The sequence below is a fragment of the Peptococcaceae bacterium 1198_IL3148 genome, assembly GCA_036763105.1.
In the GTDB taxonomy this organism is placed as follows: domain Bacteria; phylum Bacillota; class Desulfotomaculia; order Desulfotomaculales; family Desulfohalotomaculaceae; genus JBAIYS01.
This window is the reverse complement of the sequence record JBAIYS010000003.1, coordinates 36,154-59,873: the sequence shown is the minus strand read 5'-3', so window position 1 is coordinate 59,873 and position 23,720 is coordinate 36,154. Positions and strand designations below refer to the sequence as shown.

The following is a 23,720-nucleotide window of genomic DNA, read 5'->3' as shown; positions in this document are numbered from 1 at the left end:
AAGTAAAAAACCCGTAAATCGGGTTTTTTACTTTTATGTTTGCCACCAATCCGATTGACTTTGCTGTACTAACTTATCATCCACCACTATCTTTACAATGATCCGTGTCTTTACACTCTTTGGGTATTTTAAATTAATGGTGATATCTTGTTTAGTTTGTGGTGGGATGGATATTGGTTCGCTATAAGCCTGGTCATATACCATACCATTTCCGGCATCGAAGGCCACATATACTTTTGTGTTATTTGCCACTGCTGTTCCTTCATTATTTAATGTTACAGTAACTTTATATCCCTGAGGAGTGCCTTGGGATTTCCAGGAATGAGTTATCACCGGTCGACTAATTAACGGAAGTATTTTAGCCTTTTGACCCCTATATTCATCAGGCAGGTTGCCTATTCCCCACCCTGAACCAGTGGTTTCCACATAATAATACCTAGACCCTTCATATTCAAAATAATGACCTGGCATGTCGGGTGAACCTTTAACACCTACACCCATATGATCTGGAAACATAATTAATACAACCCCGTAGCCCATTTCTCGCAATAGCGATGCCAATAAAATACTGGTATCTTCGCAATCACCCTGTTGATCAACTAAGGTCTCTAACGGGTATTTGGGGTATTCATCGTATCCAGTGGAAACGTCATCTAAAACATACTTTAAACTTTGCACAAAGGCCACAATAAAATCAACTGTCTCCCGTTCGGTAAATCCATACTTTTTAGTGTCACTTTTAAACTTACTAACAAGGCTTTCAATATATGCGTCATCAAATTCATTGGTTACATAAATGGAATAGTCATCTGTCATTGGCCTTTTTAGGTTTTTAAAGTAATTGTAATGGTCTTCATGTATATTAATGGTCCAGGTCCATTGCCGGGCAGCATAATTCCATTGATATGTTCTTTGAATATAATTGTCGGTTTGCTCCCCAACAGTAAGTTTTGTCTCCAGATCTGTATTCTTTTCTGTTGTATAATTGGATTCACTGAATACCGACGTAATATCAAAATTCAAACCAGACAAGTAAACAAATAACACAAAACAAAATGCCATTGTGATAATTATTAGGCTCCAAATTTTCACACCTACCACCCACTGAAAAATGTTTTTGTTACTTGCTTATAATAGCATGAATATTGCTATATTAAAAATCATTATAACCACTACCACTTTGGAAATTAAATTATTTTTATTCAATTTTGTTAACATAAAAGGTTTTTATGATCTGGTTAGCGAATTCTCCCCCGAACACAATCGAACATTTTTTTAATAACAGTAATTGGAGGTTGTTACATGAAATTACCAGCACTGATACAACGATTTTTAGATTACAAATATCGAACCGAACATTGTAGCAAGACAACTATAAATGAATATTCAATTGATTTGGCGTTGTTTTGCCGCTGGTTAGCAGTTGAAAAAGGTAATGCCAAGCTACCATCCACAGAGAGTGCAAATATTCATAAGGCCATCACAAAAATTGATCCGAACATAGTTACCGATAAAGATTTATTATCTGTAACCCCTAAGGACATTGAATCATATTTTACTGATTTCATCAGCACCAGGCCAAGACAAAACAAAGGGGACGCTTATCATGCAGATGCCAGAAAATTGGCTTCCCTAAAGTCCTTTTATAATTACCTGGTGCAAATATTAACTTTGCTACCGAGAAATCCAGTAACTATTTCCAGAAGGGTACCACCCAAACGGGAGTTAGTCTATTTGGATGTGCAAAGCGCCGAAAAACTGTTAAAAACAGTATCTAAAAGCGATTCACCATATAAAGTAAGAGATTTTGCCATTATAATTATGTTTTTACACACCGGCTTAAGGGTTTCTGAACTGGCCGGAGTAAAAATCAGTGGACTTATGGAAACGTCTGATGGGAATTTCCTCAGGGTCATTGGTAAAGGAAATAAAGAAAGAGAAATACCCCTAACGGCCAGCTGTTATCAAGCCATCAAAAATTACTTAGCAATCCGGCCCCGGGATAAAGTTCACGCCAAGGATAAGGACATTCTATTTATATCCCGCCTTAACAAGAGATTTACCAGTAGAGCACTGGAAAACCTGGTGCAGAAATATGTCCAATTATCCGGCCTTTCCAGAAGTATCACCCCCCATAAACTCAGACATTCCTTTGCAACAATATTGCGTGACCAAGGGGCTAAACTTGAAGAAATCCAAGACCTATTGGGACATGATAATATCGCCACCACAAGAATATATACCCATGTGAATAGAAAACGGATGGCTACAGTAATAAATAAAATCCCCTTTGGCAGATTATAGCAGTAGATATTTTTGACAATAATATTAATAGAGATTATAGAGGGAGGTGAGTTTATTGAGCAAAAGATTCACAGTGCGCGGTCCCGGAAGTACGTGTACTGAAATTCAAGCGGGTGATTTAGAGCAAGCAATACAGCAGGTAAAACAGCATCACCCAAACAAAATGGTGGCTGCAGACGCCACCGAAGTTATTTATGTATGCAATGCCAACGAGGAAGAAACTGCCTGCCAAATGAAATTAATCTAATTGCCAAGAAAGAACCGTAATGAAACGGTTCTTTCTTATTATGAGATATATCACAGCAAAAACAAATTTTAATTGTTAATATGTAGTTAGATATAATGCAAAGGATGAGGACTATGCAAAAAATAGATAGAGATATAGATATAGTGTTAAAATTTATAGAAACTTATTGCCAACATAATCATCAAAATCATCACTCTGTTACACTACACAATAAAAGTCTGGCACTATGCGAAGAATGTAAAGAACTGAGTAATTATGCCATCAAGCGTCGCCAAAATTGTCCTAAAAACCCTAAACCAGCTTGTAAAAATTGCGATATTCATTGTTATACCCCTAAGTACCGAGAAAAAATTAAACAGGCAATGAAATTCTCAGGAATCTACTATATAAAAAGAGGACGTATTGATTACCTATTTCATTACTTTAGATAAACATTATTAATGCCTTGCTATTTGGCTACGCAGCATCTCACACATATTACAAGTTTCGGTAAATTGTTCATCGTTCATTTGGGGAATTTGTTTAATAATATTATTTAAAGTTTGTTCCATATTTTCTTGGTGCATCATTATTCGCTCTTTTTTACTGAGGGGTTCACGTTTACCGTTTCTAATATCTTCTACCAGCTTGGCCATTTTGTCAGCCCGATCACTATTTAAGTGCAATGGTAGATACAATTTAAGGGTTTCCGATTCATTGGCGGTCAATGCAACGCCCCGACGAATTTTTGTCAATACTGCAACCAACTCTTCCGCAGTAAAATGTTTCATAGACTGCTCTCCTCTCCATTGATAGTAATTTATTATTTCTCTAAAATAAAACCAATTACCTGCATTGGTGCTAAGGAAGTTTTAAAGAGGAATAATACGATTGTCAGCGAATTTATATATAACACGACATTTTTATTATATTGATGCTAAAGAAAGTGGTGACCCCAAATAGCTAATAACCTCATACTACCTAACCAAGATCAATTGACCAAAGCGTTTCTCCAAGGTGGGCCATATAAAGTTGGCGAGTTATTGTATTTACAATCTTATCCCATAATTGAGGACATTATTAATCAGAAGATAATAGAGACTTCCGCTGTCCAGGGAAGAAAAGTTACCTGCACTAAGGGTTGCGACAGTTGCTGTCACGAACAGGTCTTGGCCCAAGGAATAGAAGGTTTAGTAGCAGCCGCATGGATTAATAAACAGCCTAGATCTTTGAGAAAAAATATATTAAAAAAATTAGATAAATGGATGAAGGAACTGAAAAATGCCGGTATTAATTTGCACCTGTGCTCTCCCGAAGAGATATATTCAGAAGCTAATAAGTACTGGGAAAGTAAAATTGCTTGCCCATTCTTAAATAATAATATTTGCTCTATTTACCCCGCCAGGCCCTTTGCCTGTCGGACAATGTTGGTGGCCTCTGATCCTCAAGAATGTAGTAAAAACAAAGTCAATGCCGTTAGGGTACACAGCAATAAATTTGAACAATTAGTACGCTCGGAATTTTTACAGGTTACAGGACTTTTAAATAACATTAATAACAACGTCAACGAACAACAAATCGCAAATATGGTTTCATGGTTTCCATATATAACAAAAAAGTTTATTGATCAATAAAAATTTAACAAAATATGGCACATTTCTCCTCTGTTTTACGTCTAATATAATAACAAACAGTTTCGGGAGGGGATTTCATGTCAACTAAGGGAGCTAAATTATCATTCCGCACCAAAACGGCGGATTGCCAATATTGTAATCATCGGTCTGAGCGCTATATTCCCAATACTGACATTACCATTAACTTTTGTACTGTAAATTTACCCAAAATTGTATACCAATTGAGGGGTGTTAGTATATCTAAGTGTAGTTATTACAAACATAAAAATATTATGTAATAATCTAAGCCAGGGCAAAAGTTGCCCTGGCTTAGATTATTAGTTTTTCAAAAGGAAAATGCGGTATTATGTTGAAATAAATCATATATTGCCATTCATAGGAGGTATCTTTGTAAAATGTCCCATTTGCTGCAGAAGATTGCCCTAGTTTTAACTGGGTTAATGGCATTGTGGTTTGCCTTTGCTTATGTCCATCAACCCACGGTTCCCTTCTACCATAACATGGTTTTGTTCGTAGTTAGTTGGGTACTATTTTACTCCTTGCTAGATATTGCTTTTCAACCGGTGTCTGCTGTAGAAATACCGAATACTGATAAGAAAAGGCAAAAAATTAGGCGTAAAAATAGCACTACAGTTAATAAAGGTTAAGCTCAATGGCAAAAGCACAGTTTAGCTTACTTATCAAGGTTAATTTCTTTTTCTTTTTTTAAATCATTTGATCCGGACTCTTCCTTAATACTAACTTCTTTTTTTATATTATTGGATTCTTCTTTAATGGTTTCCGAAACTTTATTGGTGATGTTACGGAATTCGTAGAGGCCTTTTCCTAAAGATTTTGCTATGTCCGGAAGTTTATTGGGACCAAATACTATTAAACTTAACAATAATATTAGTATTATATCTGAAAAACTAAAATTCAAGACATGCCACACCCCCTCTTATTATACTTCTGCGTAAAAGTAAAATAACCTTTAGTTTTTTGCCTAACCCCTGTTAATTTAAGTTTTTACCCTTTGACAAAATCAAATGCAACCTATGCTGGAATAATAAAAATTAAACCGCCATTTAAGCGGTTTAATTACTTTTTCCCTATTTATTACCAGTTGTATTGCCGTAGGCAATTTGACTGGTCTTAGACTTTACATATCTTCTTTCTAGAGCACCCATCTCTCCTAAAACGTATTCTGCAATATTAACAGCATGATCACCAACCCGTTCCATATTGCTTAGGATATCAAGAAACACAGTTCCGGCTGCAACCCCACTACATTGGCCTTCATTTAACCGATAAATATGTCCTTCTCTAAATTGCCGCTCAAGACTGTCAATAATCACTTCATTTTGGATTACTTTGCGGGCCAAATCCTGGTCATTGTTTCTTAAAGCTTCCAAACCCAACTCTAATGTTTCATGGGTTAATTCATACATATTTTTGATGCTGTTCAATGCTTCTTCACTAAAGGTAAGTTTATGTTCCACAGCATATATTGCCTGTTCCACAATATTATCGGCGTGATCACCGATTCTTTCTAAATCATTTGCGGCATGTAACAATACAGAAGAGTAATTTGACTGTTCTTCTGTCAGTCTGTTTTCAGCCGTTACTCTAACTACATAATTGGTAATTTCTTCATCAAGTTTATTGATGAGTTGTTCTGTTTGTTCCATGTATAAAGGGTTTACTTCTTTGTCTTTGGTATCGAAGAAAAACTTAATGGAGTTGCTAAAAAATTTACTAGCATGGTCACCCATGCGTACAAGTTCTTTTTGTGCCTGACTTAATGCCACCTCTGGTTGCTGCAATAGTCTAGGCTCCAGATATCTGGTATTCATGTTTACCTCAACCATTTTACCAGGTACCAATTTAGTCACTATTGCGGCTAGCACCCCAACAAATGGTAGTTGCACTAATTTATTGGTGATATTGAAAACACCGTGGGATTGGGCTATTTGCATTCTGATATTTAAAGTCTCCCAGGTAGCATCAAAACCAGGCAGTAATATAAACACATAGTTTGTAAATAATTTTACTAGTTCCGGAAATACCCCTAATATTGTTAAAGGCAAAAATATTGCAGTACCACTAATATTAAAAAGCATGTGTGTCAGGGCAGTACGTCGGGCTGCAACGGAAGTGCCGATACATGCCAGCAGTGCGGTAATCGTGGTGCCGATGTTATCGCCAAATAAGATTGGCAAAGCTTGCAGATAGGTTACCGCACCTTGGCTGGCCAGTTCCTGTAATATACCAATGGTGGCACTACTACTTTGAACAATCATTGTCAGTGCAGTACCAATTGCTACCCCCAACAGCGGGTTATCTTCAACGCTAAGCATTAGCTCGGCAAATACTGGCAGGTCTTTTAATGGTTTTAAACCATCGCCCATAATATCCATGCCATAAAAAAGCATGCCAAAGCCAAATAATACTTGTCCAATACCAGCTAATTGCTTGTTTTTAAGAAAAAATATTGGTATCATTCCAACTGCCATAATAGGTAGTGCGTATGCCGCTAAATCAAAACCGATTAGGTAGGCAGTCATTGTGGTACCAATATTGGCACCCATTATCACACCAATTGCCTGCCGCAGGCTTAACAGCCCCGCATTAACCAAACCAACGGTAAGTACTGTTGTACCACTACTGCTTTGAATCAAGGCAGTGACCAGTGTACCCGTTAGAACACCACGGATAGGTGTTTTAGTACCCTTTTCTAAAAAATTTTTCATTTTGCTGCCGGCTACATTTTGCAGTGCATCAGACATATATTTTATACCAAAAAGAAATATAGCTAAGCCACCAACAGCATTGAATAATAACTCCTGTAAAGATAATTCCATTCTTTTGCCTCCAAACGGATTATTTAAAAGCTAGCAACAAACGCCTCCACTAATCATTTTTCTCAAATACCATATATCTATTATTTTTATCTATCTAATACCTTTATAAGATATGTAACGGTGTATATCACCACCCTGAATTGTTAAAACATATTTTATTGAAGATCACACTTTTTTACTGTAGTTTGTTCATAAACACTAGTATTTAACAGTTATCCTCAATAAACTGCTTAAAAGCTCGTGAGATTAAAATTTTACAACATATTTTGACATATATTTTTTCCATGATTATTATTCTTTAAATAAGTTAAAATCCCTTTACATGTAACTATCTTTTAACATTAAATTAACAAACCCTCTGCAATTTTACAGAGGGTTTGTGCTGGTTATGCTATTTTTAAAATTTCTCTTTCCACCCAATGTTTTAGGTCTTGATCTAAATAATAAAACCCATCACCCATCAGCTCGTTTCCTTGTTCTGTTAATGCTTTCTTTAGCATATCCATGGGCGGTTGCTTTTCCTCCAGAGGTTCACTTTTACAGCCATATTGCGAAAAGCGATACAGCGAGACCATAGCTGCACCATTTAAAACGTCAATAATAAAAGTGTAACCATGGGCGTTAGTTTTAAACTCATCCTCAAATTTAAAATCCCAAGATAAATTTCTAATAACCTTTTCCTTTAAGTGCTGATTCATTGCCTCAACCCCTTTCAATATTGTTACATATATCACTATTTTCCACATTGCTAATTAGAGTCCTGCTAAGGTTTTGATCATTAAATCTAGTCACTAACCATGGAGTTTGCTTTGCAGTTGATAATCAGGTAGTAATTTATAATACACCCTTTCTAGTCTTTTTGCACATTGCTTTGCGGAAAGTTGTTCGGCGTTTTTCAACGCATGTTCGGCCATAACTTGACATAATGGCCCATTACTAAGGATGCTTTTTAAACTGTTAGTAAATATGTTGACATCTAAAGGACATAGATAACCATCTTTGCCATTGGTAACCATTTCCGATACACCAAATGCATCGACGGCCACCACCGGTAAACCAGCAGCCTTGGCTTCAGCCAGCACTAAACCCTGGGTTTCTGTTACTGAGGCAAAGACAAAGATATTTGAACCGGCATAACATTTCACTGTATCTTCCTTAGAGAGCTTTCCAGTAAAGATTACTTTATTGTTCAGACCACTTTGATTAACTATAGTTTTTAAGTTTTCTTCCTCTGGCCCGCTTCCCACTATCACCAACACTGTCTGCGGATAGTATTGAACTACTTCTTGGTAACTTTTTAATATAAAATTAATATTTTTCTCTAAACCTAATCTACCCACAAATAAAAGCACCTTATAATCCGCTGGAATATTGTATTTATTTCTTAACCATTGTTTGTCTGCCCTCCTAAATTCATCAATATCGATGCCTGTGGGCACCACTTCTGTTGGGACATTAACTCCGTTTTCTTTTAAATAATCCGCTATTACCGCCGTCGGCACCACCACCTTATGGCATTGATTGCAAAAGTCGATGGTGACCCGCTGAGTAATACCTTTAGTAATATTTTGCCCTAAGGGGACGTAGTGTACATACTTGTCATAAAGAGTATGATAGGTAAAAACCAATGGAATATCCAAGCGATGCGCCCAGCGGGCACCTAATCTGCCTAGCAAAAATGGGGAATGAACGTGTATAACATCTAGCTGCAGTTGCTTTATTTTAGTCCATAGACTTAATGAAAACGGAACTGCCAGTGTAAATTCCTTATTTGTGGGAGATGGAATAGAAAAGAAACGGTAAACCCCCTTTTCCTGTTCACAATTGGGATAGTTAGGAGCAAAAATAAAAACCTCATGGCCCATCTCGGTTAGTTCATGTGTAAAGGTTTCTACAGATCTGACCACTCCACTGGTATAGGGGTGATAGCTGTCAGAAAACATAGCGATTTTCATTAATACTCCTCCTTTGCTTACAATTACCTATTAGAATAATCTCCTAATCCTACTGATAATATACCATACTCTACCAATGATTTAATTTACGCTGACAACGGACCAGCTAGACAACATAAAACCACCTCTTACATATCCTTAAACATGTATTTGGAGGTGGTTTTATTATCTATGGATTGTAGATCGATATTGGATGTTATTTTTCATGCCTGGGGTTGTTCATCACTATTTCTACAGCATTGACTATTTGTGATATCACCTGGGCTTTGCCTCCAAAATGGTCAAAGGAAATTTGAGTAATAACCTTTCCGGTATCTGTAACAACATAGTGCGGCGGCAAGTGATTAAGGGCAATGGCCATTATGTCTTGTCTACAACGCTCACAGTCACAAAGATTGGGGTGGGTTTTTTTGTAATTATCCAAAACATAATCCAACAGCTGCAATGTGGCGATTTCAGTGTAATTTTTTAACATAATAAATCCCTCTAATCTAATTTATTTACTATTATATACCAACATTATATTATAATTAAACTAAAATATTAACCATTATTATCCTTTAATCGAGTAGCAGGGAGCGATTAACTCCCGTCCTCTCACACCACCGTACGTACCGTTCGGGACTTTCACCCTATAGATAATGCCCATGCCGGGCGCACATACAAAAAGGGGCTATTGCAAAATTATGCAACAGCCCTTTTTACTAGTTTGACTGTTCCACTAGACGATCCAGTGTCTCTTTTAGCCTTTGTTGTGCTTCACCATAACCTGACCAATCACCACTCTGCAACCGCTCTTGAGCCTGATTATATAACTGGGCTGCTTCCCTAGCCAAATCCGGTATGCTGACCACTTGATCTGGTGGCGGTTGTTGTCCATCGCCCGGCTGTTCTTTCTTAGTTCCGTCACCAAAAATTCTCTCCAAGGCCAAATCTAGCGTTGGTTCCATCACCACTCGATCACCATGGGCCACTATAACCCTGCGCAACTCGGGCATACTACTTTGCTCTGATTGTAGGTAAAGGGGCTCCACATAAAGAATTGAATCTTTGATCGGTATCACCAATAGATTACCTCTCATAGCCGATGACCCCTTTTGGTTCCATAGAGTTAACTGTTGTGAAATAGTGGTATCTTGGTCAATTCTAGCCTCAATTTGCATAGGGCCATATACCAACTCTTGTTTCGGAAATTCATAAACCAGCAATTTGCCATAGTTCTCACCATCAGATCGGCCCGCCAGCCATGCAATCATGTTCTTTTTATTAGTGGGCGTAAAGGGTAATATTTGAACAAATTCCAATTTATTCGAATCTGGCAGTTTGATGATAGTGAAATAAGGCTCTAGTTTTACTTCTTCACCAGCAAAAATCTCGGTGGGTAATTCCCATCTATCCTCTTTGTTATAAAAGACTTGGGTGTTTTCCATATGATAATTGGTATACATATTTGCCTGCACTTCAAATAGATCAATGGGATACCTAATATGAGCCCTTAGACCCTCAGGCATTTGATCAAGGGATTGGAACATATTAGGAAATATTTTGCTATATGCTTTAATTAATGGATCCTCAGCATCTGCAATATAAAAATTCAGCTGTCCGGTGTAAGCATCTATAACAATTTTTACCGAGTTGCGTATATAGTTTTCACCGGTATTTTGAAATGGTTCTGAATATGGATAGCGATCGGTGGTGGTATAAGCATCCCACATCCAATACAGTTTACCATTGGAAACCACAATATAAGGATCATCATCATAGGACAAAAATGGGGCAATTTTCGGCACCCGTTCCCGAATATTCCTATACATCAGTATTTGGCTTTGGTCTGTGATGTCACTGGTAAACAATAGTTTGTAATCTGATAAAGTATAGGCAAAAAGCAACCTTTTAACGATTGAATCTAGCTTTATACCGGCATCGGCTTGATAGGTGCTGTATACGTTTTGATCTCCCTTTGGATAGTCAAATTCCTTAGTGTCAGTATTTACAATTACATACTGGCTGGCCTCTTCACCAAAATATATTTCCGGACGCTCTATCGGAATATCCTTTACACCTGTGGGAGGAATGTCTTTAATAAAGAAATTTGGCAAACCTTCACCGGTTACTTCGTTTACCGGGCTGATGGCCACTCCGTAGCCATGGGTGTAAATTAATCTTTGGTTTACCCAAGTCTGGGCTTGGGTTGGTAATTGATTTTGATTTAATTCCCTAGGTGCCAACATCACTTGTCTGTATTGGCCGTCAATTACATAACGATCAACGTCAATATCAGAAAAATCGTAGTACAATCTCATTTCTTGTAACTGAGCATAGGTTTGTTGTAATGGTTGCCAGTCCCACAGCCTAATATTATCAACGATTTCTCTATTTTCCTGGATGTCTTGGGCTGTAAGTACTCTTCCAGCTGGATAATCAGCAGTTTCAATCTTATTTAGATTATATGCCATACGGGTAAACTCAATATTATTGGCGATATATGGTTCTTCCTTATTAAACTGGTTCGGTAGTACAACAAACCGTTCGGTAACATAGGGCAATATACCATTTAACACAACAGACGCCACAATTAGTCCAATGACGCTGTACATTATAATGTTGAAACGGCGAACAAAAATATTTATCAATATTATCAAAGAAGTAACCAGTGATAAAACAGCCAACACTTTTAAAGCCAATAATGATACTTGAGCATCGGTGTACCCAAGTCCATATACCACTCCACGGCTGGAGAAAAGTAAATCGTATTGATCTAAGTAAAAATCCACTGCTTTGAATAGAAAGAAGATCGCACCTAAAACTGCCACATGAAATCTCGCTTTATCGGATTTAAACATGGCAAACCGACCGTTATTGGGCAACGCTTCGGCTATGAGATAAACCGCACCAACTGCCAATATAGACATTACCGTTGTCCACATTAAGAAGGACAAAACAAATTCGTAAAATGGCAACTGAAATACATAGAATCCCACGTCGTTATTAAAAATAGGATCGCTGATGTTAAATGTGCCATTATTTAAAAATTTTTGTAGCGTTATCCAATCACCACTATAGGCGCCGCTTGTAAATATAGCCAATAAAATACTGGTAACAATAAATACTAAACCAACAGACCGCTTATTTATCATGCCTACCCATTGGTCAGCCTGGGGATTAATCACTATTAAGTTATCATCAAATATTTGCCGGCGTTTTAATTGAAATTTCTCTACTGCCTCTAATAGTGGTTTGCGAGTGGCCAATAGGTTCAGCAATATAAAGATGAAAAATACTAATCCGGTGACTAATCGCAATCCCGCTTCACTTAAAATTATTTTGAGGAAAACCGATTGGTATTCAAGGGAGGAGAACCACAACCAATCGGTGTATAATCCAGCTAACCAGTAAGACATACTCAATATTAAAATTACTATGGCTAAAAAAATAAATCGCTTATTGCGCATAAAATCAACCTCCTAAGCCTTATTAGGTATTTTTGCCAAAATAAATAATTTATACCACATTATTTTAAGGCTTTAGGAAATTTATTAACTTACATTGGTTTTTTGGGCCCCTGAACAACATCATCCGCTTCCTTTCTTAATTTAGCTTGGCACAATTGACAAATTGATGAAGTGCTTTTCTTTGGTTTGGGAATAAAGTCATCTTCATCATCCCACAAATCATTTTTTTCTGGTTCTTCAGGTTCATTTACAATTAATTTGCCACAAATCATACAACGATCCGCCATTTTAATCCCCCCTATAGACATATAAACATATGTAACATTTTTCTTTATTTATTAGGCTTTTCCTGCTGAATATTTTAAATTTTTTAGAAAAGCTTGGTCTATTGCTTAGAGCTATATAAAAAACAACCCAACATCCTGCTATTACACCGATGTTGGGCTGTGCATTAATCAGATTATTTCTCTAGAGCAAGTTCAACCAACATGCTCAACAGTTTAGGGAACTCAATTCCAGCTGCCCGGGCAGAATCCGGAACCAAACTGGTTTCTGTCATTCCCGGCAAGGTATTCACTTCTAAAACATAAACTTTGTCATCTGGGGTCACTATGAAATCTACTCTGCTTAAACCCTGACAACCTATGGTGCGATATGTCTTTAATGCCAAATCCGCAGTTAGCTCTATGCATTTTTGGGGCAATCTCGGTGGAATGATGTGATCGCTCATACCCACAGTATATTTGGCATGATAGTCATATACCCCAGTGGCAGAGGTAATCTCAATTTGGGGTAAAACTTGTAACTTATCATTGCCAATGACTGTGACGGTCACCTCTGTGCCGGTGATAAACTTTTCAGCCATAATTTCTTTGTCATATTTAAAGGATTCCTCAATGGCGTTGGGTAAGGCTTCCTTATTTTTTACAAACGAGATCCCTATGGTGGATCCTTGGGTTGGTGCTTTAATTACCACCGGTAATGACAACCTACCGATAATTTCGTTACATACCTGTTCCATCCCCATTTGGTTGATGGTGGCTTGATCAAAAGTCAAAAAGTCAGGGGTAGGAATGTTATCAGCAGTAAGCAATTTTTTGGTTACTATTTTATTCATGGCTATTGCACTGGCCATAACGCCTGGTCCTGTATAAGGAATGCCCAACATTTCCAACAATCCTTGGATAGTACCATCTTCACCATATTTCCCATGTAATGCTAGAAAAGCAAGGCCTATTTGTTCTTTTTTGATGATATCTACAAAATCTGCTGCGGCCACATCTATTTTTACCACTTGGTATCCGCTGAGTTTTAATCCCTGATATACCGCTTCTCCGCTTTTAAGCGATACCTCTCTTTCAGTGGATTTTCCACCATATAAGACGCCTATTTTCAGGGTCATAAACACACCTCCAATAGGTTTTATTTTATTATATTCCTGGGCTAGGATCAAATACCTTAACAAACATTATTTAGCATTGACTAAAGCTGTAGTATGGTTTATAATTTATTTTGTGTCAAAAAACATTTGTAGGGGAGTAGCTCAATTGGTAGAGCACCGGTCTCCAAAACCGGGTGTTGCGGGTTCAAGTCCTGTCTCCCCTGCCAGTGGTTAACAATATAAAGGTCCTGGTTAAAAACCAGGACCTTTTACGTTATGACATTTTGTACTTTTTGCGGTAGTATACTCTCGGTTGAAGTAGTTCTGAACGAGCGGTATTTTTTTCTTCAAAATTTATCATCACAATACGACAACGCAACAAACGTTTTATTAATTTGAACATATACATTCCTCCTTAAAATTATCTACTTGTCCAACCTATATGCAGTATTAATATTCATCATTAATTGATGTTAGAACCAAACAATTAGTGTTAATTTGAAAAATAATTTATAACAAACTATTTACTATTAACATCTTTTAGGCTATAATATCACTTGCGAACAAAACTAATATATTTATAGGGGAGTAGCTCAATTGGTAGAGCACCGGTCTCCAAAACCGGGTGTTGCAGGTTCGAGTCCTGTCTCCCCTGCCAGCTGTAAAGGACTTGATTAATCAAGTCTTTTATTTTTTTGCCAAAAATACCTGATTTTTGATAGTATTTGTTTTTATAATCAGGCCAAAATAATATTGCGGGTTGCAAAATACTTAATTTAAGGGGGAACTAAAAATATGAAAAAGCAAAAGAGACAAAAGAAACAAAATCAACAATTTGAGTTTGCTCAAGAATTAAGCCCTCAACAGAAAATGCAACAAAAGCAAAATCTGAAACAACAACCTAACAAAGAACCACAATTTTAGTTGAGAGAACATGAAAAAGCATAATTTACTCAAAGGAAAACACAAATACCGCGTTGGTGAACCATTAATCTCTCCAATTAATACCGCAGAAAACTGTGCTAATTGTGAGTGTGGTGAAATCAGCCGCGAATTGACTGAATTTGCTGCTGAGCATACACCAGAGAAAACAATCAGAGATTATAAAGGTTAAAATGAAAAGCGACAGAAGTTTTTTAAAACCTCTGTCGCTTTTATAAATACTATTTGAAAACAGCTTCCTTCTCTTCCTTTGCTTTGGCGATAATTTTTTCTGTTAAATTAGCTGGCACCTCTTCATAGTTATAAAATTCCATTCTAAATTGGCCGCGACCTTGGGTCATGGATTTTAGATCGTTAGCATACTTAAACATCTCAGCTTGGGGCACATGGGCCTTGATAATAGTGCCTTCCTCCCCTTGGTCTGTACCTAAAACCCGTCCTCGCTTGGTGTTAAAGTCTCCGATAATGTCACCCATAAATTCATCCGGAACGGTAACTTCAACATACATAATTGGTTCTAACAAAACGGGCTTTGCTTGGGGTACTGCCTTTTTAAAGGCTAAAGAGGCCGCAATTTTAAATGCCATTTCTGACGAGTCTACGTTGTGGTATGAACCATCGTAAAGGGTAGCCTTTATGCCTACAGTGGGGAATCCCGCCAGCGCACCTTCAAGCATTGCTTCTCGCAAACCCTTTTCTACAGCAGGGAAATAATTTCGGGGTACAGCTCCACCAAATATCTCCTCTGCAAACTCAAAATCTCCATCGGCATAAGGTTCAAAGCGTATCCAGACGTGACCATACTGACCGCGACCACCGGACTGTTTCTTATGCTTGCCTTCAACTTGAACTTTTGAGCGAATTGTTTCCCGATATGGTACTTTAGGTTCCTCTGTGACTACGTCTACGCCATAGCGGTTCTTTAGTTTACTAATAATGATATTTAGATGTGCTTCACCCATACCAGTTAACAGGGTTTGTTTAGTTGCGGTGTTCTTTTCTATGCTTAAGGTAGGATCTTCATCCAGAAGCTTGTGCATCGCGTCGCCTAGCTTATCTTCGTCGTTTTTACTCTTAGGAGCTATTGCAATGGTGTAGTTTGGTGATGGGAATTCAATGCCACCCAATGCCTCTGGTTTTTCTTTATCACAAAGGGTGTCGCCAGAAACTGTTTCGGTAAGTTTGACCACTACGGCAAGATCGCCACATGGTACTTCAGTGGTGGGTTCAGATTGTTTGCCACGTAGATATAATACCTGTCCTAGTTTTTCTTGCTTTTCTTTATTAACATTAAAAACAACATTATCTGCTTTTAAAGACCCTCTAAATACCCGCACAAAGTTCATTCGACCTACATAGGGGTCAGATATGGTCTTAAATACTAAGGCAGCCAGTGGGCCGTCCTCATATTTAGGTGCCGGTGCAAATTCGGCCATAAAGTCACAAAGCGTTGTAACTGCTATATTTTTTATAGCAGAACCACACAACACTGGCACCACTTTAGCAGCGGCAATAGATTTTTTTAAACCTAACCTAATTTCTTCCGGTGTAAGTTCTTCACCTTCTAAGTATTTCATTGTCAAATCGTCATCGCCTTCAGCTGCAGCTTCTATCAACATTTCTCGATACTCTGCCAATAAATCCTGCACGCTTTCCGGTACTTCTATGGCCTTAGGTTTGCCATCATTACCGTATTCATAGGCTTGCCCGCTTAATACATCAACGACTCCTTTAAAATTTAAAGCTTCACCGATGGGAATAACCACTGGCACAAAATTTCCCGGGCACTTTGTATTTAACTCATCTATTAATTTATTAAAACTGGCATTTTCCCTATCCATCTTATTGATAAAAACAAATCTTGGCATTTCGGCCTTTTTTGCCAGTTTCCAAATCAACTCATGCTGTACTTGTACGCCATCCACAGCGGAAAGGACAAATAAATTGCTATCTGCCACTTTAGCTGACGCTTTAACATCAGATATGAAGTCCGAAAAACCTGGTGTGTCTAAAACATTTAACTTGACATTATTCCACTCGATAGGCACTAAACTGGTATGAACCGTTGACTGGCGCTGCTGTTCTTCAGGATGGTAATCTGCCACAGTGTTACCGTCTTCAACTCTGCCCATTCTAGAAGTCAATCCGGTGTTGAATACCATTGTTTCAACCAGTGATGTCTTGCCATTACCACCATGTCCTACAATTGCAATATTCCGAATTTTGTCTGTAGAATAGTTCTTCAATGCTATGACCCCTTTCTATATCTGATTATATTTATTTAATTGTTTCCTAATTTAGTAACTTTTGTTATATTATTACCATTTTTATTGTTTATGTACATAATTAAATTATATTCATTAAAAGCGATGTTAAGAAAAATTAACATTAGCTAATCAAACTTTAATAAGTATGTGATATATTCTACAAGCCATTGTAAATATCCTTGTAATAATAAATAATAATTTATTTTTTTCACACAAATTTTGCTTCATAGGTGTAAAAGCAAATGCATAGACATGTTATACGATATTTTTGGGGCGAGAGGTATGGCATGAAAAAGCAATCTTTTATTTATGGAGCAATGATTCTATTTATAGCTAGTTTGTTCAATCGCATCATTGGTTTTGGCTACCAAATGGTTGTTATTCGTTTAATTAAGCCCGAAGGGGTAGGGCTTTTTAATATGGTTTATCCAGTGTACATAATGGCAATGGTGCTATCAACTTTAGGGATTCCCCTAGCAATAGCCAAATTAGTTGCCGAAGAGGTAGCTAAAGGTAATATGCGGGGGGCATACCGCATTTTTTATATTTGTCTGTCAATACTAATCATTACCGCCACTGCGGTAACCGTTGGTCTATATTTGTCTACACCTTTCTTAATGGCTCACTACTTTCCTAACCCTAAGGTCTATTATAGTTTTTTGGCTCTCATACCGGGTATTTTTGTGGTATCAATGTGTTCGGCCTTTAGAGGTTTTTTTCAGGGTTTACAGCAAATGACACCCACCGCAGTTACCCAAATACTGGAACAATTGGTCAGAGTAGGTGCTGGATTAGTCATCGCCTATTTACTGCTACCCCAAGGAATTGAATATGCAGCCATCGGTATGTCACTGGGGGTAGTTTTGGGTGAAATTACCGGGTGTATAACCATGCTTATAATCTTTTTTCGTTCAAGACCATGCCCAAAACAAATTGGCACAATAAAACCTCTGGGTGTATCTTTAAAAAATATATTTTACTTAGGAATACCAGTGACGTTAACGCGATTTATTTCCACTGCTATCATGAGCATAGAAGCCATTATTATTCCCCAACGACTAATTATTAGCGGAGTATCATTAACTGACGCCACTTCTATGTATGGACAATTTGTCGGTATAGCCCAAACATTACTGCTCACCCCAGCCATTATCACCACCGCTTTGGCCACAGCATTGATACCGGCAGTATCAGATGCACTAGCGCAAAATAATTTAAAACTAGTACAAGCCAGAACATCAGAGGCCATCAGGTTAACCAACATTGCAGGGTTACCCTGCATTGTACTATTTTTGTTACTGCCCCATGAGTTATGTGGTCTACTTTTCGGCTATCGAGAAGCTGGCACCAGTTTAGCTATTCTGGCACTGGGAGGTAGTTTTTTATATTTTTGTCAAACAACCACTGGTATTTTACAGGGAATGGGTGAAGCAGTACGGCCGTTTAAGAATATGTTGATAGCCTCTTCCTTTAAAATAATTGGCATTTATTACTTAACCAGCATTCCTAGCTTGGGCATCAAAGGTACAGCTGCAGTAATGTCAATTTATTGCATCATCTACGCCTTACTTAACTACATTGATTTAAAAAAACTAATTGGATTTCGGATGTATTTTATTGCTTCAATTATTAAACCGCTAACATCTGCCCTAATAATGGGTTTTGTAGTGCTATTAACTAAACAAGCTATTTTTACCATCAGCGGATCTCTGGTGATGACAACATTTGGTTCAATATTTAGTGGTATGGCAATCTACCTAGCGGCACTATTTTTAATGGGGGGAGTTTCACCCCAGGATGTTGAAAGAATAAATAAAATGATTTATAAAATTATCCCCAAAAAACCAAATTAATTTAGTAATATGTTATACCTTAATTGCGCCATACTACACCTAAACATATCCAAAGGAGGGATTTTGGAATGGCACAATTTACCGATCAAGAAAAATTATTGCCCCGCACAGTATTGAGAGATCTTAAATATGAAGTTGCTAATGAAATTGGAGTTGCTCCCATTGTTGAAAAACGTGGTTGGGGTGGAACATCTTCCAGAGACTGTGGCCGGGTGGGAGGAAAAATGGGGGGTAATATGGTAAAAGTACTGGTTCGACAGGCCGAGGAGGCTTTAATGAATAAAAAATAGTTATTAATATAAGTAATGCAGCCTATCCTCAGTTCGACAGGCTGCATTGCTTACTTGTTAATGGCCCAAGTTTGCAATTCCTTCATAAAGTCGTAATTGGTGACATCGATTTCTATGGGCGTGACGGCTACATACCCTTCTTTTACTGCGTTGGCATCGGTGGTGGGATCATTTTCATCAAGGTTTTCCGGTTCCCCAGCCATCCAGTAATAGGTTCGTCCCCGAGGGTCTGTGCGCTTATCAAATACGTTAATATATCGCCTATTGCCTAGTCTAGTTATTCTTACGCCCTTAGGTTCTTCAATATGGGGAACGTTGATGTTTAATAATATACCCTGTGGTAACTTGTGTTTTAGCACATGGGGTACATATTCCATGATAAACTTAGCAGCCATATCGAAGTTAGGATTGGTCCAAGTGTTTAACGAGACCGCAATTGCCGGAACCCCATTGATAACCCCTTCATATGCCGCCGACACTGTACCAGAATATAGCACATCAGTGCCTAGGTTGGGACCTAAATTAATTCCAGAAATAACCAAATCCGGTGGTGCCTTTAACAAAGTCTCTAACCCTAATTTAACACAGTCAGCCGGGGTTCCATCCACCGCATAACCTATACTGTTACTGTTTTGATACTCAACTTTCTTAGCCCGCAGGGGTCGATAAACAGTAATACCGTGACCAGTGGCACTTCGTTCTCTATCTGGTGCCACCACAGTGACATCACCGATTTGCTCAAGGGCTTTCCGCAGCGCATTAATTCCAGGCGCTTGTATGCCATCATCATTTGATACTAAAAATCGCATGCTACCTCCTAAGTTTCGTATATATTAATGGTGATAGTATCATCACTTTTGGTTAATCCAAAAATTAAATTTTTATCTTTTAATGTTCGGTTTAAAAAGTCCACCACTCGATACATCTCATCGTAATTGGAGAATGACTTATGTGCAATTAGTTCCAACTTCGGCTCTCTTTTTTCCCCTGTACCCATGGTTATTATCCTCCTTCCCAGTGATTATTATCTAAGTATAAGCGAAAATGCTTCTTGTCTGCTGGCTAGATTCCTTTGAAAAAGTCCTCTAACAGCCGATGTTACCGTTTTAGCTCCCGGTTTTCGAACACCGCGCATGGTCATACACATATGTTCTGCTTCCACCACCACCACCACGCCGAAGGGGTTTAATTTTTCCATAATCCCATCGGCTATTTGTTTAGTTAAACGTTCCTGAAGTTGTGGCCTCCGGGCATATCCTTCCACCACCCGCGCTAATTTAGACAAACCAGTTACATTGCCATTGCGAGGGATATAAGCCACATGTGTTTTTCCAAAAAATGGAAGTAAATGATGTTCGCACATTGAATACATCGGTATATCCCTTACCAATACCATTTCTTCATGGTCCTCAGAAAATATTTTTTCCAAATGTGCCATTGGGTTCTCATGGAGACCACTAAAACATTCCCGATACATTCGGGCTACCCTTGCCGGTGTTTCAAGCAAACCTTCGCGTTCCGGGTCTTCGCCAATGGCTTCCAAAATCATACCGACGGCGGTTTTTATTTTTTCCTCATCGAATTTTTCACTCATACATTGTCCCCCTTATGGTTACATAATATAAGTCCTTGTATGTCATAGCATCCAGTTGCAATAATATTGGGGGCTATGATGTATACAAATCATTGCACTCCGCGAACTTTGCAGCGGGCTAGCCTAATGCTCTCTATTTCATTAGCATAACGCTGCCCAATTTTGTCAGCTAATTCTGCACTGCGATTTTCTGGCCAACCAAGATCCGTTATACTTACAGTAGGTACCGGTGTATTGTTAGATGAAATATTTATCCCAGTATGAATCACAGTGGATACTGGACTTAGGGTGGCAATAGAAACGGATAGTTTAGCATCGTTTAAATATAGATCATCTCCGTTACGCTTCAGTCGACAACCCGTAAGATCTTCCAGCACTTCTTTAATTATAGCAATTAATAATCGCTGCCGTGTAACTGTTTTTTCTAAATCCATATCAAAATGTTCTACTATAAAATGTAGCATATCTTCACTATAAATACTATCATTTGCTCTCACATCGGCCAAATCAACCATATGATCAATTTGCACATGGCATCGGCCTCTAAAACTAACAATGCTGTCCCCCTGAAGGCCAAAATTTCTAAAGGCCCATAGCGAACACAGTTGTGTTCCGTCATATTGCTTAACACTATCTACAAATTTGGCAATCATTATTATACCTCCAAATGGATTGATAATTTATTCTGCAAAACAATTAACCTTCATGCAAAAAAATAATAAGGGCACAGCCCTTATTATAAAATAAACCATTATTAAGTTAACTGGCAAGCCCCAATGCCTTGGCAAAGGCTTTGGCCGCCTCATTTGTTTTACCCATTTCCATGAGTATATTTCCCTTTAGACCCCAGGCTTCATAATTATTTGGTTCATTATCAATGGCTTTATCACAGAATTCAATGGCTTCAGCATAGCGCCCTAATTTGCCCAGGCATGCTGCATAATTAGTAAATACAATACTGTCAGCATCGGGCATGGACACAGCTTTGATATAGTATTCTTGGGCCTGTAGATCATTGTCAAGTTTTTCTAAACATATAGCCATATTGTTATATAATATAGCTACCTGGGGAGTGACGCCAATGGCAATTTTGTAACATTCCACCGCTTCGTTATATTTGCCTAACTCTTGATAGCAAGAACCTAAATTGCCTAAAATAGCTGAATCTTCTGGTGCCATTTGACGGGCTAATTCAAAACAGGTAACCGCCTCTTCATGCCTATGCAAATGAAATAAAGCATATCCTTTTAAACCCAATAGCTCTAAAGAGGAATAACCCATCTGTTGGGCTTGTTCCAGCATATTTAATGATTTATTATAATCTTTAACCTTGCTATAGGCCAATGCCAAATTTATTAGAATCACCGGGTCCCGCCGGCTACACTTAATGGCCTGTTCGAAGCAAGCGATGGCTTCACAATACTTATGCTGTCCTAAAAGCAACAGTCCACTATTATTAAACTTTGTGGCTATATCACTTACTTCTGCGTCTATATCAACGGTATCCGGTTTATCAACAGCTAAAGGTTGATCATTTGTGCTTAAGTAGCCACCATTACTGGCTTTGTCCAGTAAGTAAAGAAAGCCACCGGGGCCAACTCCAATATCGGCTTTTTTGCAATGTAATGCTGCTTGATCCACCTGACCCTCTTTTAAGAACAATCTACTGGCCTGAATGTGCAATTCAAGTTTTTGCGGATTGATGGCTATTGCCCTTTGTATATAGCGCAGTGCCAATCTGCGAGCACCCATGGCTTCCATAGCACAAGATAAAACCTGCCACATCTTAGATTTATCTAGTTGCCGCACCTGACACCACTTCCTTATACTAGAATGTTAAAGTAATTCGCCTTGGGATTTCCTTTTCCTGCTAATTATTTCCTAATTATGTCAACAAATTACTTAATATTCCGACATCTCTCTATAGTATGTTGGTAATGGTTACCGCCTCCTTTTCCGGTATATGTTCAATCATCAGTTTTAGTTCCGCCAGTTGACCGAAGGATAATTCTTTATTGTTACTTTTAATATATTCTGCAGTTTTAACCAGAGCGAATTCTATATTGTCAATCTCCTGATGATCTAAAATTATTGGCCACCAAGCGGCCTGTTTATCCCACCGTTTACGTAGATGTTGGATTTTTTGATAGGCGGCATCCCATTGATCTTGTTGGGCGGTGACAACAATAATATCTATTTCTTTAGCAAATTCCTTGGCAGAAGTTGTTAGTGCATGGTTTGACCAAGCTCCCAATCCAATAAAGATAGAAAATATTAGGATAAGTGAGACCAGCAACCTCATTATTTACGACCACCTTTTTTTTGATAAAACAACTTTCCTTCAGAATCTACACTGGCAAATAGTACCTCCCGATAGCCATTAATACCTAATTGATTAAGTTGGCTCTTTAACCAATCTTCTTTAAGATTATTCTTTGCTAAGTTATCACTTAATAAATTGCCATCAATTATTAATGTAGTAGGTAAGCCTTCATAATTAGTGGCAATGTTTATATCCGCCGGAGCCAGTGGCCTTTTTTGGGATTTAGGAATAACGCTTAACTCCCCGCTGGTTTCCAGGATGGCAAACTCAACGTCAGCAATATTGAACATGTTTTTAGCTCTTAACTGTTCCAATAGGTCATTGATATTGTATCTAATGCGTTTGAGTTCCTGCTCTACAATTTTGCCTTTATCTATTAAAATTACCGGTGTACCACAAATTATTTCCCGTGCCCGGATACTTTTTAAAGACAATAAAGACAGGCTTACTTGAACTAATACTAAAATTAAAATTGGCAAAATCCCATTGACCAGAGGAACTCCGGAATTTGACATCGGCAGCGCTGCCAATTCGGCTAATAGGATCATAATCACTAACTCATAGGGTTGCAGTTGACCGATTTCACGTTTACCCATCAATCTGATACCAATTGTGACCAACACAAACAATATTATGGTCCGTATGGCTACCAAAAGCAT

At 38.0% G+C, this 23,720-nt stretch carries 28 protein-coding genes and 2 tRNA genes; 12 read left to right on the top strand and 18 right to left on the bottom strand.

The genetic code is table 11. The features are described 5' to 3' along the window. Positions 1 to 33: 33 nt before the first annotated feature. Entirely contained in the window at positions 34 to 1,023 is a 990-nt protein-coding gene (locus V6C27_04120; protein MEG6615612.1) for a hypothetical protein, read from the bottom strand. 279 nt (positions 1,024 to 1,302) lie between these two features. Between V6C27_04120 and V6C27_04115 the strand changes: the two genes are divergently transcribed. The 3 genes from V6C27_04115 (at position 1,303) to V6C27_04105 (ending at position 2,982) form a co-directional block, all read left to right on the top strand. Then, entirely contained in the window at positions 1,303 to 2,304 is a 1,002-nt protein-coding gene (locus V6C27_04115) for a tyrosine-type recombinase/integrase (protein ID MEG6615611.1), read from the top strand. Positions 2,305 to 2,359: 55 nt separating this feature from the next. Next, positions 2,360 to 2,551, top strand: coding sequence for a hypothetical protein (locus V6C27_04110; GenBank protein ID MEG6615610.1), 192 nt, complete (start codon positions 2,360 to 2,362; stop codon positions 2,549 to 2,551). Between the two features lie 113 nt (positions 2,552 to 2,664). Next, a complete protein-coding gene (locus V6C27_04105) occupies positions 2,665 to 2,982 on the top strand; it encodes a nitrous oxide-stimulated promoter family protein (GenBank protein MEG6615609.1) in 318 nt (105 codons plus the stop codon). Between the two features lie 6 nt (positions 2,983 to 2,988). Here the strand turns inward: V6C27_04105 and V6C27_04100 are convergent, their stop codons facing one another. After that, positions 2,989 to 3,321, bottom strand: coding sequence for a hypothetical protein (locus V6C27_04100; protein ID MEG6615608.1), 333 nt, complete (start codon positions 3,319 to 3,321; stop codon positions 2,989 to 2,991). Positions 3,322 to 3,525: 204 nt separating this feature from the next. Between V6C27_04100 and V6C27_04095 the strand changes: the two genes are divergently transcribed. The 3 genes from V6C27_04095 (at position 3,526) to V6C27_04085 (ending at position 4,811) form a co-directional block, all read left to right on the top strand. Beyond that, a complete protein-coding gene (locus tag V6C27_04095) occupies positions 3,526 to 4,164 on the top strand; it encodes a YkgJ family cysteine cluster protein (protein MEG6615607.1) in 639 nt (212 codons plus the stop codon). Positions 4,165 to 4,241: 77 nt separating this feature from the next. Beyond that, positions 4,242 to 4,442, top strand: coding sequence for a hypothetical protein (locus V6C27_04090; protein ID MEG6615606.1), 201 nt, complete (start codon positions 4,242 to 4,244; stop codon positions 4,440 to 4,442). A 117-nt stretch (positions 4,443 to 4,559) separates the two neighbouring features. Beyond that, positions 4,560 to 4,811, top strand: a complete 252-nt coding sequence (locus V6C27_04085) for a hypothetical protein (GenBank protein MEG6615605.1) — start codon at positions 4,560 to 4,562, stop codon at positions 4,809 to 4,811. 26 nt (positions 4,812 to 4,837) lie between these two features. On the opposite strand, the gene V6C27_04080 is transcribed toward V6C27_04085, so the two are convergent. The 8 genes from V6C27_04080 to V6C27_04045 all read right to left on the bottom strand — a co-directional run bounded on the left by V6C27_04080 (position 4,838) and on the right by V6C27_04045 (position 13,813). Beyond that, positions 4,838 to 5,083 (bottom strand): twin-arginine translocase TatA/TatE family subunit, encoded by a 246-nt coding sequence (locus V6C27_04080; GenBank protein ID MEG6615604.1) that lies wholly within the window; start codon positions 5,081 to 5,083, stop codon positions 4,838 to 4,840. A gap of 169 nt (positions 5,084 to 5,252) precedes the next feature. Further along, positions 5,253 to 7,004 (bottom strand): Na/Pi cotransporter family protein, encoded by a 1,752-nt coding sequence (locus tag V6C27_04075; protein ID MEG6615603.1) that lies wholly within the window; start codon positions 7,002 to 7,004, stop codon positions 5,253 to 5,255. A 386-nt stretch (positions 7,005 to 7,390) separates the two neighbouring features. Next, a complete protein-coding gene (locus V6C27_04070; GenBank protein MEG6615602.1) occupies positions 7,391 to 7,702 on the bottom strand; it encodes a hypothetical protein in 312 nt (103 codons plus the stop codon). A gap of 93 nt (positions 7,703 to 7,795) precedes the next feature. Next, positions 7,796 to 8,959 (bottom strand): glycosyltransferase family 4 protein, encoded by a 1,164-nt coding sequence (locus tag V6C27_04065; GenBank protein ID MEG6615601.1) that lies wholly within the window; start codon positions 8,957 to 8,959, stop codon positions 7,796 to 7,798. 196 nt (positions 8,960 to 9,155) lie between these two features. Further along, complete coding sequence (locus tag V6C27_04060; protein MEG6615600.1) at positions 9,156 to 9,434, bottom strand: late competence development ComFB family protein; 279 nt, start codon at positions 9,432 to 9,434, stop codon at positions 9,156 to 9,158. A 229-nt stretch (positions 9,435 to 9,663) separates the two neighbouring features. Continuing rightward, on the bottom strand, positions 9,664 to 12,411 hold the full coding sequence (locus V6C27_04055) for a UPF0182 family protein (GenBank protein ID MEG6615599.1): 2,748 nt from the start codon (positions 12,409 to 12,411) through the stop codon (positions 9,664 to 9,666). A gap of 89 nt (positions 12,412 to 12,500) precedes the next feature. Further along, positions 12,501 to 12,698 carry a hypothetical protein gene (locus V6C27_04050; protein ID MEG6615598.1) on the bottom strand — a complete coding sequence of 66 codons (198 nt, stop codon included), beginning with the start codon at positions 12,696 to 12,698 and terminating at the stop codon, positions 12,501 to 12,503. Between the two features lie 173 nt (positions 12,699 to 12,871). Next, positions 12,872 to 13,813 (bottom strand): D-alanine--D-alanine ligase, encoded by a 942-nt coding sequence (locus V6C27_04045; protein MEG6615597.1) that lies wholly within the window; start codon positions 13,811 to 13,813, stop codon positions 12,872 to 12,874. 130 nt (positions 13,814 to 13,943) lie between these two features. Between V6C27_04045 and V6C27_04040 the strand changes: the two genes are divergently transcribed. From V6C27_04040 to V6C27_04025, 4 genes are all read left to right on the top strand, one after another. Then, positions 13,944 to 14,019, top strand: a tRNA-Trp gene (locus V6C27_04040). Between the two features lie 355 nt (positions 14,020 to 14,374). Next, positions 14,375 to 14,450: transfer RNA gene (locus V6C27_04035), tRNA-Trp, on the top strand. A 137-nt stretch (positions 14,451 to 14,587) separates the two neighbouring features. Then, positions 14,588 to 14,716, top strand: coding sequence for a hypothetical protein (locus tag V6C27_04030; GenBank protein MEG6615596.1), 129 nt, complete (start codon positions 14,588 to 14,590; stop codon positions 14,714 to 14,716). Positions 14,717 to 14,726: 10 nt separating this feature from the next. Then, a complete protein-coding gene (locus V6C27_04025; GenBank protein MEG6615595.1) occupies positions 14,727 to 14,906 on the top strand; it encodes a hypothetical protein in 180 nt (59 codons plus the stop codon). Positions 14,907 to 14,955: 49 nt separating this feature from the next. Here V6C27_04025 and fusA read toward each other — a convergent pair whose 3' ends face one another. Then, entirely contained in the window at positions 14,956 to 16,980 is a 2,025-nt protein-coding gene (fusA, locus tag V6C27_04020; protein ID MEG6615594.1) for an elongation factor G, read from the bottom strand. 308 nt (positions 16,981 to 17,288) lie between these two features. On the opposite strand from fusA, the gene spoVB reads away from it, so the two are divergent. After that, positions 17,289 to 18,854, top strand: a complete 1,566-nt coding sequence (gene spoVB / locus V6C27_04015) for a stage V sporulation protein B (protein ID MEG6615593.1) — start codon at positions 17,289 to 17,291, stop codon at positions 18,852 to 18,854. A gap of 68 nt (positions 18,855 to 18,922) precedes the next feature. Then, positions 18,923 to 19,144, top strand: coding sequence for an alpha/beta-type small acid-soluble spore protein (locus V6C27_04010; GenBank protein MEG6615592.1), 222 nt, complete (start codon positions 18,923 to 18,925; stop codon positions 19,142 to 19,144). Positions 19,145 to 19,194: 50 nt separating this feature from the next. Here the strand turns inward: V6C27_04010 and surE are convergent, their stop codons facing one another. The 7 genes from surE to V6C27_03975 form a co-directional block, all read right to left on the bottom strand. Next, positions 19,195 to 19,953 (bottom strand): 5'/3'-nucleotidase SurE, encoded by a 759-nt coding sequence (surE, locus tag V6C27_04005; GenBank protein MEG6615591.1) that lies wholly within the window; start codon positions 19,951 to 19,953, stop codon positions 19,195 to 19,197. Positions 19,954 to 19,961: 8 nt separating this feature from the next. Continuing rightward, the gene (locus tag V6C27_04000) at positions 19,962 to 20,141 is read right to left on the bottom strand and encodes a YpmA family protein (protein ID MEG6615590.1); all 180 of its coding nucleotides are present in this window, start codon (positions 20,139 to 20,141) and stop codon (positions 19,962 to 19,964) included. Positions 20,142 to 20,168: 27 nt separating this feature from the next. Beyond that, positions 20,169 to 20,738, bottom strand: a complete 570-nt coding sequence (gene folE, locus V6C27_03995; GenBank protein ID MEG6615589.1) for a GTP cyclohydrolase I FolE — start codon at positions 20,736 to 20,738, stop codon at positions 20,169 to 20,171. Positions 20,739 to 20,827: 89 nt separating this feature from the next. Further along, a complete protein-coding gene (locus V6C27_03990; protein MEG6615588.1) occupies positions 20,828 to 21,391 on the bottom strand; it encodes a DUF366 family protein in 564 nt (187 codons plus the stop codon). Between the two features lie 106 nt (positions 21,392 to 21,497). Next, the gene (locus V6C27_03985; protein ID MEG6615587.1) at positions 21,498 to 22,547 is read right to left on the bottom strand and encodes a tetratricopeptide repeat protein; all 1,050 of its coding nucleotides are present in this window, start codon (positions 22,545 to 22,547) and stop codon (positions 21,498 to 21,500) included. 112 nt (positions 22,548 to 22,659) lie between these two features. Continuing rightward, entirely contained in the window at positions 22,660 to 23,040 is a 381-nt protein-coding gene (locus V6C27_03980; protein ID MEG6615586.1) for a DUF4363 family protein, read from the bottom strand. Beyond that, positions 23,040 to 23,720 carry a DUF421 domain-containing protein gene (locus tag V6C27_03975; protein MEG6615585.1) on the bottom strand — a complete coding sequence of 227 codons (681 nt, stop codon included), beginning with the start codon at positions 23,718 to 23,720 and terminating at the stop codon, positions 23,040 to 23,042. The genes V6C27_03980 and V6C27_03975 overlap by 1 nt, the downstream gene beginning before the upstream one ends.